This window comes from Enterococcus mundtii (assembly GCF_002813755.1).
Taxonomy (GTDB): Bacteria; Bacillota; Bacilli; order Lactobacillales; family Enterococcaceae; genus Enterococcus_B; species Enterococcus_B mundtii.
Map to the genome: position 1 here is coordinate 105559 of NZ_CP018061.1, position 13329 is coordinate 118887.

At 34.5% G+C, this 13329-nt stretch carries 13 protein-coding genes and 1 pseudogene; 11 read left to right on the forward strand and 3 right to left on the reverse strand.

The window, feature by feature from the left end; translation table 11 throughout:
- Positions 1-9: 9 nt before the first annotated feature.
- Both EM4838_RS00520 and EM4838_RS00525 read left to right on the forward strand, forming a co-directional pair.
- Positions 10-1488: a helix-turn-helix domain-containing protein gene (locus tag EM4838_RS00520; RefSeq protein WP_100917227.1), complete on the forward strand. Its 1479-nt coding sequence runs from the start codon at positions 10-12 to the stop codon at positions 1486-1488.
- 17 nt (positions 1489-1505) lie between these two features.
- Positions 1506-1859, forward strand: a complete 354-nt coding sequence (locus tag EM4838_RS00525; protein WP_071866604.1) for a DUF7006 family protein — start codon at positions 1506-1508, stop codon at positions 1857-1859.
- Positions 1860-1928: 69 nt separating this feature from the next.
- On the opposite strand, the pseudogene EM4838_RS00530 reads toward EM4838_RS00525, so the two are convergent.
- Positions 1929-2563 (reverse strand): annotated as a pseudogene (locus EM4838_RS00530) (recombinase family protein).
- Positions 2564-3022: 459 nt separating this feature from the next.
- On the opposite strand from EM4838_RS00530, the gene EM4838_RS00535 reads away from it, so the two are divergent.
- The 3 genes from EM4838_RS00535 (at position 3023) to EM4838_RS00545 (ending at position 6012) form a co-directional block, all read left to right on the forward strand.
- The gene (locus EM4838_RS00535) at positions 3023-4360 is read left to right on the forward strand and encodes a hypothetical protein (RefSeq protein WP_071866562.1); all 1338 of its coding nucleotides are present in this window, start codon (positions 3023-3025) and stop codon (positions 4358-4360) included.
- 652 nt (positions 4361-5012) lie between these two features.
- On the forward strand, positions 5013-5474 hold the full coding sequence (locus EM4838_RS00540) for a hypothetical protein (RefSeq protein ID WP_130029356.1): 462 nt from the start codon (positions 5013-5015) through the stop codon (positions 5472-5474).
- A 151-nt stretch (positions 5475-5625) separates the two neighbouring features.
- Entirely contained in the window at positions 5626-6012 is a 387-nt protein-coding gene (locus EM4838_RS00545) for a hypothetical protein (RefSeq protein WP_071866564.1), read from the forward strand.
- A gap of 689 nt (positions 6013-6701) precedes the next feature.
- On the opposite strand, the gene EM4838_RS00555 is transcribed toward EM4838_RS00545, so the two are convergent.
- On the reverse strand, positions 6702-7658 hold the full coding sequence (locus EM4838_RS00555; protein WP_071866565.1) for a 1-phosphofructokinase family hexose kinase: 957 nt from the start codon (positions 7656-7658) through the stop codon (positions 6702-6704).
- Positions 7658-8416, reverse strand: coding sequence for a DeoR/GlpR family DNA-binding transcription regulator (locus tag EM4838_RS00560; RefSeq protein ID WP_071866566.1), 759 nt, complete (start codon positions 8414-8416; stop codon positions 7658-7660). Before EM4838_RS00560 ends, EM4838_RS00555 begins: the two co-directional genes overlap by 1 nt.
- 281 nt (positions 8417-8697) lie before the next feature.
- Here EM4838_RS00560 and EM4838_RS00565 point away from each other — a divergent pair, with 281 nt between their 5' ends.
- The 6 genes from EM4838_RS00565 (at position 8698) to EM4838_RS00595 (ending at position 13032) form a co-directional block, all read left to right on the forward strand.
- Complete coding sequence (locus tag EM4838_RS00565; RefSeq protein WP_071866567.1) at positions 8698-9159, forward strand: PTS sugar transporter subunit IIA; 462 nt, start codon at positions 8698-8700, stop codon at positions 9157-9159.
- Positions 9160-9179: 20 nt separating this feature from the next.
- On the forward strand, positions 9180-9479 hold the full coding sequence (locus EM4838_RS00570) for a PTS sugar transporter subunit IIB (protein WP_071866568.1): 300 nt from the start codon (positions 9180-9182) through the stop codon (positions 9477-9479).
- Positions 9480-9516: 37 nt separating this feature from the next.
- A complete protein-coding gene (locus EM4838_RS00575; protein WP_071866605.1) occupies positions 9517-10908 on the forward strand; it encodes a PTS galactitol transporter subunit IIC in 1392 nt (463 codons plus the stop codon).
- 29 nt (positions 10909-10937) lie between these two features.
- On the forward strand, positions 10938-11183 hold the full coding sequence (locus EM4838_RS00580; RefSeq protein ID WP_071866569.1) for a hypothetical protein: 246 nt from the start codon (positions 10938-10940) through the stop codon (positions 11181-11183).
- 23 nt (positions 11184-11206) lie between these two features.
- The gene (locus EM4838_RS00585) at positions 11207-11959 is read left to right on the forward strand and encodes a class II aldolase/adducin family protein (protein ID WP_071866570.1); all 753 of its coding nucleotides are present in this window, start codon (positions 11207-11209) and stop codon (positions 11957-11959) included.
- Positions 11960-12777: 818 nt separating this feature from the next.
- Positions 12778-13032 (forward strand): hypothetical protein, encoded by a 255-nt coding sequence (locus EM4838_RS00595; protein WP_130029228.1) that lies wholly within the window; start codon positions 12778-12780, stop codon positions 13030-13032.
- Positions 13033-13329: the final 297 nt, after the last annotated feature.

Sequence of the window (13329 nt, forward strand, 5' to 3'; positions counted from 1 at the left end):
GGAAAAAAGTTGCGTGAGTTTCAGATGGCTTTTATTACCAGCGCAGAGGTCAAGCGATGGATGCAGGTGTTAAGTGTGATGGAACAAGAACGGCGTTTTACGATTGGAGAGCTGAGTGAACAACTAGCTATTTCACAACGTACCTTAATAAAAGATATTCAAACATTCAAAAAATATTTTGGTACAAGCATCGAATTACGTTCGAATTACAGTGGGTATCATTTTGAAGAACGAAATCGTAGTGACTACCAAGAGAAAAAAGAACAACTGTTGGAAAACGAAGTGCTATTTGAAATCGTGGGAAATGTTTTTTGTGGAAAAGATTTTACAATAGCTGACTTAGCTCACCAATACAGTTACGCAGAGAGTACTTTACGAAGGTTTTTTTTAAGAATCCGACCGGTATTAGCTGAGTATGAGTTAACATTGGCTTTTAATCCAGTCAATTTTTTAGGGGAAGAAGTCAATATCCGAAAGTTCTTTTTTGATTTTTATTATAGCAGTGAACAAACTCCGTATACAATCCGTCCGCCAGAAAGCTTACATACGTTGGTCTTGAACGAACTGTCTGGCAAATTGGGGAAGTATGAATTGGGCACAGGAATCACGATTTCAGCCTTTTATTACCAGCTTTATATCGCAATGGTCCGAGTCCATCAGAACCATTTTGTATCCTTACCTGAATGGCTAAAGGTAAACATTTATCAAGAAAAAGATTTTCAGTTGCTTTATTCTTTACAAGAAAGGATCAAACAGGAATACGAGATCTATCTACCAAAAGAAGAATTCGCTTGGATCCATTTATCGATTATTTCCAAACGGACGATCCATCGTGTGGACCAAGAACAAACTTTTAACCAACGATTCAGCCATTGGAAGGACCTTCAGTTTATTGTGTCAGATTACCTTTCTGACCCTTTTTTTGAACAGTGGGATACGGATACTTTAGGACAGTTTATGACCTCTTTTTTCATTTCGCACTTGATGAATGAAGCAGTGAGTCCGGTGTTGAACAAAGAGCTAGAAGAAATCCATTGGATGGTGAAGAAAAGCGACAAACAGATTTATGAGGCCAATAAACAGTTTCTCTTAAAACACGCCCCAGTACTCAGTTTTTCTGCCCAATATTTTGAAGATATCGTGGTGAGTTTTACGGCATATATGAACTTATTGTTCCACTATTACCAACCGGTCAAAAAAGTTTTATTTTTATTAGAAGGCGACTACTTAGTGGTTCAATCAATCCGAATGCAGGCACGTGTACTATTAGGGGAATATCATAAGCTGTTGTTTATGCCAATTCAGGAATTGACGCCGGAACGTTTAAATGATGCACACGTTGATTTGATTGTAACGAACTATCGACCGTACCTTTTGGATTTCGCTCTTGACACAGATTATGTTCTTATGGGAAGTATTCCTACGGCGCAAGATTGGGCAAGAGTCAAGCATCAGTTGAATCCACTGATCGATCAGGAAACATTTTAAAAGAAGGAATGAAAAAAATGACGACATTTTTTACAAAAAAAGCGTATCTGGAGGGCTTTAAAAGTATCTTTGAAGAGGCTGAAAAGCGAGCAAGTGAAGACCTAAAGGTCTATTTAAACACCCAGATCCAACAATTGGAGACCTTAGTGAGTCAGATCTGTCAGGAAAATTTTTGGGAAATATTTCCGGAGATCTTAGGAATCGATGCCAAGATGAGGCTATTAGCAGATTTGCTCAACTTTGATAATTTTCTAGATGTGAAAGAAATACTTAGAATCGTTGAAAGTGACTATCTCACCTACTTCAAAGAATTATGTGGGTACGATCGCAGTAAGGAACCGAATCACTCCATGATTTTCAATGTAGTATAATAGATCGATGGCCTGATTGGAGTAACTTAAATGCGTAGACTCTTATTTTGGTAAGAATTTTTTCATTGGTTAATGATTATTTGTTTTTATATAGTCATTCTTATTGTTGATTTCATGTTTAATTCTATAAACTGTTTGTCTAGTAATATTGTAGTTTTTTGAAATTGTTGAAATAGCAACACCCTTATTCAGATCCTCAACGATGCTTTTATAAACAAGGCGACGTTGAGGATCTTTTGTGTCTGCGCTGTATAGCTTAGGGCGTCCTTTATAAACACCATTCGCTTTAGCAATCTTAATTCCTTGTGCCTGACGTCATTTAGATTCTGTACGTTCCTGCTCGGCAATCATGGCAAGAATCTGAATGATTAAATCCTTAATGAACTTATCTAGGAGAGGATTACCAATTGATTCAGCCATGATAGGTAGACTAGTAATGATCAGTCGGATGTTATTATTTTTTAGGTAATTAACTGAAGCAATAATTTCATTATAATCTCTTCCTAATCGATCAATAGCCTCTCAATAAAAGTATCTTGTTCACGTACAAAATCTAAAGCTTTTTGAAAAGCTGGTCTTTCTGAAATTGTGGCTCCTGATTGTTTCTCAATAAAAATTTTTTCTGCTCCAAATTGTTTTATTTCTTCAATTTGGCGTTGTTCATTTTGATCAAGGGAAGAGACACGAATGTATGCAACTTTCAATTTTTCACCTACTTTCTCGAACTATTTAAAATACACCCTAATAATTCATCATCTACATCAATGAAAGTTTTTTCATGTGTCTATGAAAAAGAAGGATTACATTTTTCTGTGTTAGATATACTATACTTTATTGAAAGAACGAGAATATAGTAATTGGCACCCAAGGTATTAAACAAAAAAATCACAGATTAGCTGATTATTATATTAAAGGACTAAGTTAACTACCAAATAATTTAGTTGAATGAAAACAGAGAGAAAGTTTAAACATATTGATAATGAAACTTAAGTAGAAGATATGGTCAATTTAGAAACAAAATCAATAATGTATTATCTCATTTTATAAATTAAATAATTTGCTGTGTATCTATGGTTAAAATCGTTGTATTAATTTTAGATAAGTTAGTGAAGTGTTAGTATAAAATCTTCCATGCTTAAGAAGATTCGCCAGGGGGAAACATAATGATTAGTAAGAAAGAAGAAAAAAAATTAATCGCAGAAATCGATAAAAAAAGAACTGAGTACATGAAGAGTAAAAGGTATGGTAAAGATATATGTGAATTATTCCTTCAAAATTTTAATTTTAAAGGAAATACGTTAGATAAATTAGATGTTCAAAAAGAAATATTTCCACTCGTAAAACAGGTTATTGAATCTTACCCAGAAGAACTTCAACATCGTAATATTGATTTAATAAAGTCTTCTTTAGATCGAAGCTATTATGCTTCCCAAAATGCTACTCTTTTATCTCATTATACTGAACAACTTATCAATCATAATGATGATAGTTTCTTAGTAGTGCCAACTGGTTTTAGAACTGGAACTGGAGCGCATGAAGTGTCATGCATCATAAAAAAAAACGATGAAAAAATTCAAGTGGAAATATTTGACAAAGCGGGTGTTTCTCCTCCTGAACGTCTTGAAAAAGCAAATGAAATTCTCGATAATTATGGAAGAAATTATATTGTAAGCAATTATTTCTATAAAATAGATAATACTCCTGATGGAATTAATTCAATGGCTAAAGCTATTGCAAGTGGGTTTACAGATAGAGGATTTAAACCTTCTGATATAAAATATCAACCGTTACACTTTCTTAGTAAAATAGCAAAGAGCGAGCATTATGGACGCAATGTTACATCAAGCCAATATATACAAGGGAACTGTTTAATGAAAGAGGTAGTAGCTTCACTAAAAAGAGTACTCTCAGAAAAAAGTTCTCCAGGGCAGCTGATCTTTGCGACTGATAAACAAGGTAGAACGGATTCTTTAAACGGTATTCTTACAGAAGTTGCTTGTTTCCGGTTAGAAAAAATGGGGTATGGAACTGATATCAGCAACTATTTAAGAGATCAATATAAAATGTATTGTTATTTAAAAGATGATAGAAAAAACTATCCAGAAGACATTAAAGTTATGAGGAAGATAGAAAATGGTAAAATATTAAATAAACATTTCACTAATAGCATTCCAGAATTTAAAAGAGTAGCTTCTTATAAGATTGAAGTATCACTCAATGATAACAATAAAAAAAAGAGTCTTTTTAGTAGATTTAAAAAGTTTATAAAATTAGAAGGAAAGAAAGTTCGAGTCAATCATTTGACTAAGGAAGAAATATCGGTGATACGATTAAACGTTAACGATATTAGAAAAAATGTAGAAAAAGATAAAGAAAAAATAAGTAGGAATTTTAATAACATTAAAGAGAAAGCTTTAACTATGTCAATGTTTATAGAGCCAAACGTCTCCAGAGGATCAGTTAGAAATTCTTCGGTAAAAAATCATAATGTACGAGAATAATATATCAAGAGGTTGAAATAAGTCACCTTTAAATTTGTTGTACTCTATTGAGAGATCAAAAATATACCAAAATTTTTTTATGTCTCTACAAGTCTATTAAAGAATTCTCATATATTTTTTTGCCCGTTGCTTTGTATCCTCCACTTAAAAGAGAAGTAATATCTGGATCAAGAAAACATTCCAGATAATCAATTCGATCGATATTTTCAGCAATAAGAATGCCTTTTTCTATTTGGAAAAGAGTTTAGATGGTCTGAAATCTAGTTATTCAATCAAGAATTAGTGAATGAATAAGGTGTAAATTTGTGTAAATCGCAGGAAGATATTGTGTGAGTATAATTGAGTTTACTCAAAACTGAAAGTTAAAAAGTTTATAATGTTTATTGTTTACCCTTACCGTTTATTTTTGTTTCTATATTCTAGATCCTCCAAGTATTGATCCTAAAAAGCAACAGCAACAGCTTTAATATCTTTCCTATAGTGTTAAATCCTTATGATATAATTATAGTAAAATCTCATAAAATAAGTAATATTTTCAAATATTGTTATTTTTACGAAAATTGTGAGGAGTTAGTGATGAAAAAATTTTTTGTTTTTAGGTAGTGTTATTAGTGTGGTTCTATTGTCGGGTTGTGGGCAAGGGAATATCGAGATGATAGACTTTGTTGATGTCAATTTTAAGGGGTTAGATACTAGAGGAACTGCTAGTTATTTTGTTGATCATGAACGTCTTCGTAATTATTTGGTTGAGAATGATAAGGAGTTAACCTTTGAAAGTAACAACGCCTATTATGATGATAAACAACTTGAAGAAATGTTAGGTATAAATTTAGATAAAAATTCAGAGTTATCCAATGGAGATAGTGCTAAATTAACACTTGAAGTTGATTCTTCAAAAGTTAAAAATTTAGTCGGTGGGGATAAAGAAATAGTTATTAAAGGTCTTGATGAACCAAAGAAGTTAATAACAGGAGAGGTTGAAAAATATTTAGTTGTTAACTTTAACGGTGTTAGTGGACTTGGCACTGCAACAATTGATAATACTCTTCCGGACGATTTACGTTATATTCAATTTACTTTAGTTGATGATGGGAAATTTAAGAAGGGGATCTAGCAAAAATTGATATATCAGAAGATTTAGAGAATCGTTTGGCAGATAGAAGTTATCTTTTAGATGATACTTTTGATCCTAGTTTTGAAGTTAAAGGATTAGATGAAGTTGCCGAAAAAGCTACTGATATTGTTAATTTAGACGATATTAACGTATGATCGATGAAGAAGTGAATAGATCATATAAAGATTGGAGCCCGGAAAAATCTTACGGATCTCGATTTGAGATAAAAGAGGAGGGCCTATCTTATCGACAATTTGCTAGAAATAGCACTGACTCACAGTTTAGTTTTCATTCTGCAACAAACAATGGAAATCTGATAAAGATTGTCAGCGTAAAGAGGTATTACGGTGGTACTGAGAACAAGTTGAATTCTGAATTTACTGCTATAATTGGCTACTCAGACTTATTTCTTGATGAAGAAAATAAAGTTAACGTTGCTGACCTAGTATCTATCACAGATACTAAGGATTCGACTTATTCCGTGGAATCTGTTATCCAACTGTATGAGGGATACGGATATAAGCGAGTTGAAGAATAATTTACTGATTTTGTCTACCGCAAGAGTTTCGGTAGACAATTTTTATTTTGAAAGAAGGCTTCTTTAAACTCGTGAGAAAATATAGAGGGATTTTAGTTATGTACGTCTCTTGTACACTCCTTCAGTATTTTGTTTTATGTTATAAAATTGATAGTGATATTTATTTAGCAAAAGAGAGAACTATTATATAAAAAACGTGTTCATACGAGTATTCTAAGGTCAGATTCACACGTTAAGAGGTATCATTGGCTAAATGAGTCATCATACCAGCTACGAATAAATATATTTTTAAGGAGGAAAGAATTAAATGAAAGAACAACAATTAAGCTATACTTTTTGGGGACGTCCATTATAAGTATTAGAACGAAGAACGGCTGTATCGTTCGATTATGCTTGTGGTGAACTGATTCAGCTCAATATTTAAACGAAAAAATATCATTGTGAAAATTGTTATCAATTCATTGATCAAGACTTCCAATTGCTAAACGAAAAAAATAAGTAGGTTTGTTATAGTCAGACAATTGTCTGGCTTTTTTCGGCTCTATAATTTATGAATCAGAATTGATTATTCTGTTCCATAAATTATAGAGCCGAAAAACTGGAGAAATCAGTTGTACTTATCCAGGGCTTTTTTTATTTGTATCAAAGAATTTTTTGAATAGTCAAGGGAACAGAGAATATGTAGCGATTTATTCTTTGATCTTGAAAAGGTGGATCTTTTTGATGAATTCGGCGACTTGTGCGGCGTCGATCGTACCGTTTGTTTTCGAAAGCGCATTAGACATGCCACAAGCCATCGAATAGGACAATGCTTGTTCAATTGGATACTGTTTATTCAATGCTACGGCCATTCCACCAACTGTTGAATCGCCACAACCTGTTGTATTTACAATAGCAATTTTAGGAATCTCAATCTTAAAAAAAGTGGATTGGTACTTAACGATTGCCCCATCGCCACCTTGGGAAACCATAACGGTGTCGATCCCCTCGAAAAGAGTGCTCTCTAGCACAGTAAAAATTTCTTGAGATGAACATAATTTTCGTCCAATCAGCTCTTCTAATTCATGCTGATTTGGTTTAACAAAATTCGGACGAGCATTCGTTTGGGCCAAACAATTTTTTAGTTGTTCGCCAGATATATCCATTAGAATCGGTATCTGTTCACCTAATGCTTTACGGATAAATTGAAGCAATTGAGCGTGAAAGTGACCATTCGCAGAGTTTACTGAGCCAGAAATACAGACGACGGTAATCGGATGCTGCTCAAATAACATGGAGAGATGATGATAAAAAAGTTTCTCATCTTCATCAGATAAGTAAAGTCCTTTTTCTACCAGCTCTGTATGGGTGTTTCCGTCGTGCATGATCGTAATCGCATTGCGAGAATTTCCATTGATAGTGAGAAAATCTAATAAATAATGTTCTTCAGCTAGTAAAGAATCAAGAATCGATTTGCCAACATTTCCTCCCAAAATACCGGTTAATAAAACTTCTTCTCCTAACTGTGCGATGACTCTGCCAGCGTTGATGCCTTTTCCCCCGATTGATATATGCGGGTTATCCACCCGATTCACTTGATCCAATTGTAGTGAGGGCACAAGATAGGTGTAGTCCATCGAAGGGTTCATTGTAATCGTTAAAATCATTATTTTTCCTCCTTAAGGATTTCCGTAAAGGAACGATAATGCTCATAAGTAGTCTCAGAAAGTTTATTATCAGTAATTAAATAGTCGACATCAGATAGGGAGTAAAAGGTGTAAACGTCGGAACGATTAAATTTAGAGCTATCTGCAACGATGCATTTTTTGCGGGAATGTTCGAAAGCAACTTGTTGGATCGAACCTTCAACAAGATTCGCAGTGGTGATATTGTTTTCGAAGATCCCATTTGTAGCAGCAAAAGCGAAATCGATATTTAAATTTTCAAAACTTTTTTCTGCGGTTTCTCCATAAAATTCTTCCGTTGTGCGGGAAAATTCCCCACCTGTCAACAGTACACGATAATTTGTATTGTAAATTAAGTAATTAAAGGCGAGCAAACTATTTGTGATCACGAATAAGTTTGCTTTTTTTAGTTCAGGTAAAGCATGGAGCGTCGTTGTTCCGGCACCAATATAAATAGTGTCGTTATCTGAAATGATACTGTTCATGACTTTTCCGATGAATTTTTTTTGAAGAACATTTGTATCGATTTTTTCTTGGGTAGAAAGCTCATGCTCGATTTTTTCTAGTTTTTGCGCGCCACCATAAATTTTTACCAATAAAGATTGATCCGCTAACTCTGTAATATCTCTACGAATAGTCATACCGGAAACGTCTAATGTTTTAGCTATTTCTGCAATGGATAAGTAGTCATGCTGATTCACTAACGCTAAAATTTTTTCTTGCCGTTCTTTCTTTAACATAGTTTCACCTCGGGTTGGATTAACGATCTTTCAAGTTAATTTTTTCAACTTTCTTTATACATTAATTAATAGCATTTACACTCAGAAAAAGCAAGGATAAATGTTTGGATGTGTTAAAGTTTGTTAATTTTATTTGCAGAAAAGAGCCGACATTTAGAAAAAACTGACAAAAAAGAAAGCGTTGACAACGAATAAATACTATTGTATATTTACATTGTGAAACACATCTTAACAAACATTAACATTTTTTATCATGTAAGTTGAACGAGGAGGAAGAATAGGTGGACTACACGAGTATGTTTGATGAAAGGCTGATTTTTCTCGATTTGGAAGGAGACAATTTGGAAGATCTATTTGGAGAAGTAGCGAAACGACTACAGAAAGAAGCTTTTGTTAATGAGAATTATTTAAAGGGATTAATAGCAAGAGAACAAGTTTTTCCAACTGGGCTGATTACGCAGTATTTAAACATTGGCTTACCTCATTCAGAACCAGCGTATGTCGAAAAGCCTTTTATTGCTATTGTACGTCTAAGTACTGAGGTGAAGATAAAGCAAATGGGAGATAGTCAAGAAATGCTGGTAAGGAATCTCTTTTTTTTAGGAATCAAAGAACCAAAAGAACAAGTCGGCTTATTACAATCATTAATGGCATTGTTTATGGATGGAAAATTTGTAAAGGCATTCATTGAAGCGCGAGAGGCACAAGTAATTTATCAATTGGTAACGCAGAATATAAAATGAATTTTGGGGAGGATTTTAAGATGAAAAAAAGATTAATCGTAGCATGTGGGAGTGGTGTTGCAACAAGTCAAACGATCGCAAGTAAAATCGCTGGGATGCTTGAAGACGATGGGATCGATTTCCCCGTTGAAGCAGTGGATTATAAGTCTATCCAAAATGAATTGCCATTGACAGGGATTTATGTTTACGTTGCACAGCCAGATGATGAAGTATTGGAAAAAGCAGAAGAGTTAGGAGTACATGTTTTTGCCGGAATTCCGTTTCTGACGGGCATGGGTATGGATGCTATTTATGATGAGATCAAGGAATTGATTGCCTAGCACAAAAAAATCTTATCAAAAGAAAGAAGTGAAAAAAATGCAACTATTTCAAGATGTTATCAATTATATTCTAGATTTGGGTTCCGCCATTTTTGTACCACTAATCATTTTGCTCCTAGGTTTGATTGCGGGTATGAAATTCAAAAAAGCATTTATGTCCGCGATTACGTTAGGCATTGCTTTTACAGGGATGTCGATGGTCATTGGTTTTATGTCAAACGCAGTTAGTCCAGCATCTGAAGCATTGGCAAAAAATACGGGATTGAATTTGCCGGCGCTAGATCTAGGATGGACTGGAGCGGCGAGTATCACCTGGTCATGGTCCTATGCATTTATTTTCTTCGCAGTTGTTCTCGGTGTGAATTTTATTATGTTGATTTTTAACTGGACAAAGACGCTCAATGTCGATATGTGGAATGTGTGGGGCAAAGCACTAACGGCCTATCTTGTCTACTTTGTCAGTGGTAGTTTACTGGCTGGGTTTGTTACTGCCATCATCCAGGTCATATTGGAACTTAAGATGGGGGATATGTTCCAACGCCATATTGAGGATTTGACAGGTATCCCTTTAGTAACCGTAACACACTTAATGAATATTTCAGCAGTACTCTTATTACCAATCAATGTGATCATGGATAAAATTTCTTTCTTTAACCGGCGCGCCGATACAAAAGCATTAAAAAAGAAAATCGGTATCTTCTCTGAAAACTCGGTGATGGGATTTCTCATCGGCTTGGGTTTAGGGTTGGCCGCAGCTTATGGGGTTTCGGGTTCATTAAATTTAGCTATTCAAATCGCTACAGCAATGGCTTTATTCCCAATGATCTCAAAAATGTTTATGCAGTCTCTTTCACCACTTGCCGATGCAATGTCGGAAATGATGAAAAAACGGTTTAAAGACCGGGAAATTTATATTGGGTTAGATTGGCCTATCTTAGCTGGTCGCACTGAGATTTGGGTCGCCGCGATCTTATTAGTACCAGTCTTTATTGGTTATGCAATCGTTTTACCGGGAAATGCTGTTTTACCTTTAGCGGGAATTATCAACTATTCGATCGCAGTAGGTGGTTTATTACTCACAGGCGGAAATTTGGTTCGTATGCTGATCATGGGGGTCATTTCGATGCCAATTTATCTGTATGCAGCCACTTATTTAACTCCAATCTTAACGGGCTTAGCAGATCGAACCGGTGCAGTTGAAGGAATACAAAAAGGCCAACAAATTACCTGGTCTTCGATCGAAGGACCGGAATTTCGAATCTTGTTTGCAGAAGCGTTTAAAGGAAATATCTTGGGTATCATCGGGTCAGTTCTGTTTATCGCAATGTTTGTTTGGTTGTATAAATATATGAGCAAGGTAAAGGTGCCAAGTCAAAGATACGAAGAACAAGGTACACAATCTACGCAAGTACGTGCGACGAATGGCTAAAATTTTCAAAAAGTAAAGGGGCGGCAAAAATGGGAAAGAGCGAAAAAATAAAATGGCAACTGCTTCTTTTACTAGCAATTGGCTGCTATCTCTTAGCTTTGGTGACACAACAGTACCTATTTAATGTCGTAGCTATTGGTCTAGCAGTCTGTGTATATAAATATGGCAATCCAGTACTTTTCAAAGAATACGATGAATGGAAAAAGAAACAGGATGAAGAAGCATCTAAAATAAGAGCAGCTGTACAAACAATCATACGTAACAAAACGCTTTAAAAATAAAAAAGGTGGTCTTGAATATGTCAGATGGACGGATGATTTTTGAAAGAGAGCGGGAAGATTTAGCACGAATCGTAAAATTGATCTTTACAAGGAAGAATACGAATGTGGCAGGCGGTAATTTCTCTTTTAAAACAACTGATGAAGTAGGGAAAGAATACATTATTATGACACCGACTATGATGTCAGAAGCTTATTTAGGGGAAGTCTCACCAGCACAAATCTTAGTCGTTGAGCCTCATACAAGAAAAGTGATTGATGGGGTAGGTCAACTTACACGAGAAATCAACTTACACGAAGCGGTTTATGATACGAATCCAGCGATAAAAGCGGTTTTACATGCCCATTCGCCACACTCGATGTTTTGGGCAACCGCCGGCTTGGATATGCCTAATTTAACGGAAGCGACCCAAAAAATCGGCTATATTCCTGTGTTAGACTTTGAACCTAATTGCTCGCCAGAATTAGCAGAATTAGTTTCTGATTACATGAAAAAAGAACAAGTAGCCTTACCAAATATGTTGCTACTCAACAGTCATGGAGTGTTGATCAGTGCGCTAGGAGCATCGGGCATTGAAGCGATCCATAAAGCTTTACAGATTCTAGATACTACGGAATGGAATGCCGAAATTGCATATAAGCAGACGATATTCCAATCCTTAGGTTTATTAGATGGTTTTTATTCTAAAGGTAGACAGGTAGGAACCCTTGAAGATTTGAAAAATCATACGCCGATTTATAATAAAGAAGAAATTTTTGCTGGTGGTGATTAACTATCAGTTAATCATCTGTTACGATTGAAAAAAATCCAAGAACATTCGTTTACGAGTTCTTGGATTTTTTTTATGATGGGGATTTTGTTACTGAACTTCAAATAAAAATTTAAGTACGCTTAATGTAAATATTATTAAAAATTACTTATTCTTGAGAACATTCCACAAATCGAACCGCTGAAAAATAAGGACTAGAATATGACGACATGAAATTAATCGATCTTTACGATAATAATCGTTTAAAATATATGTGGTCTTTTGAATACACGGATAAAAACTTTGTTAATTACGTAGCAGCAATCCCACAGTTCAAGTTTATACGATTAGTGGAATTATCTAGCGATGAGGTAGTTCTAACGACGATTGGAAATTTTCTTGACTATATACCTGACCAAAATTAGTTAGAAAAAATTTGTCCTAGCTTGGTTGCTAAATAAATGCAAGAAGAGGTAGTAAATAAAGTGACGATATTTAATAGATACAAAGATGCGAGATTTATCTAGTTCGTCAGATATATGAAGAGACAAGATCGTTAAATTTAGAAAGTACATAATGAAAAGGACTCAATGTCTAAAAACGTGTTGAGAATTTTTTATGGTTTTGATAATTTTTGCATAATGTTATAACCAACGATCAAAGGTTATTGAACAGTTATGATGTTAAAACAATAATTTATGAAAAATTGGCAACATTTAAAAATAGCATGATATATTGAAGTAGGGAGTATGATGTTCAATTAATTTAAGGAGATGAAATAATGAAAAAAAGTGATACTAAAAGGCTTAATTTTAACTACGTTTATGTTAATGGCGTGTTCAATGATTATCCCAGATGAAGTTGCTTTTGCCAGTGAAGAAACTATTTCTGGCAGTGAAGAAGTTATAGATGAATCTAGCAATAATATGCAGGTGGATATGTCAGGATTAGTGATACATAGGAGCGTTGGTACCCTCAATTTTTCTGAGTATGTTTATATGCAAAATAAACCACATGGATCAAGTCGTTGGCTTCCAACCTTGACAAAAATTTGGCAGGTTAAATATAAAGACGGAAAAAATACCAAGGTTATGTGAATTGGACAGGTAAGTATAAAAATGGTACGCAAATTGGTGCATATTATCAATACACTGGCGTGTTAACTAGAGCATAATTTTTATAGGAAAGATAAAGTTATGATCCTTGGATAAACGAAAGGTGACAGTATATTGAAATTAAAAACGATTCGTTCTATTAGAGTAGTAAAAATAATACAGTCCTTACTTAGTTTCTCGTCTGTCTACTTACTAATAAAAGGACCTAAGTATGTATTTTTAATACCACTATTATTTGGTTTTCTCTTGGAACTAATCCTTCCAAAAGAGTATGGTGGG

What these genes read in the sequence shown, in the direction of transcription:
- EM4838_RS00525 (WP_071866604.1), top strand. Translation starts at nt 1,506, where the DNA reads ATGACGACATTTTTTACAAAAAAAGCGTATCTGGAGGGCTTTAAAAGT.
- EM4838_RS00535 (WP_071866562.1), top strand. Translation starts at nt 3,023, where the DNA reads ATGATTAGTAAGAAAGAAGAAAAAAAATTAATCGCAGAAATCGATAAA.
- EM4838_RS00540 (WP_130029356.1), top strand. Translation starts at nt 5,013, where the DNA reads ATGATAGACTTTGTTGATGTCAATTTTAAGGGGTTAGATACTAGAGGA.
- EM4838_RS00545 (WP_071866564.1), top strand. Translation starts at nt 5,626, where the DNA reads ATGATCGATGAAGAAGTGAATAGATCATATAAAGATTGGAGCCCGGAA.
- EM4838_RS00555 (WP_071866565.1), bottom strand. Translation starts at nt 7,658, where the DNA reads ATGATTTTAACGATTACAATGAACCCTTCGATGGACTACACCTATCTT.
- EM4838_RS00560 (WP_071866566.1), bottom strand. Translation starts at nt 8,416, where the DNA reads ATGTTAAAGAAAGAACGGCAAGAAAAAATTTTAGCGTTAGTGAATCAG.
- EM4838_RS00570 (WP_071866568.1), top strand. Translation starts at nt 9,180, where the DNA reads ATGAAAAAAAGATTAATCGTAGCATGTGGGAGTGGTGTTGCAACAAGT.
- EM4838_RS00575 (WP_071866605.1), top strand. Translation starts at nt 9,517, where the DNA reads ATGCAACTATTTCAAGATGTTATCAATTATATTCTAGATTTGGGTTCC.
- EM4838_RS00580 (WP_071866569.1), top strand. Translation starts at nt 10,938, where the DNA reads ATGGGAAAGAGCGAAAAAATAAAATGGCAACTGCTTCTTTTACTAGCA.
- EM4838_RS00585 (WP_071866570.1), top strand. Translation starts at nt 11,207, where the DNA reads ATGTCAGATGGACGGATGATTTTTGAAAGAGAGCGGGAAGATTTAGCA.
- EM4838_RS00595 (WP_130029228.1), top strand. Translation starts at nt 12,778, where the DNA reads ATGATTATCCCAGATGAAGTTGCTTTTGCCAGTGAAGAAACTATTTCT.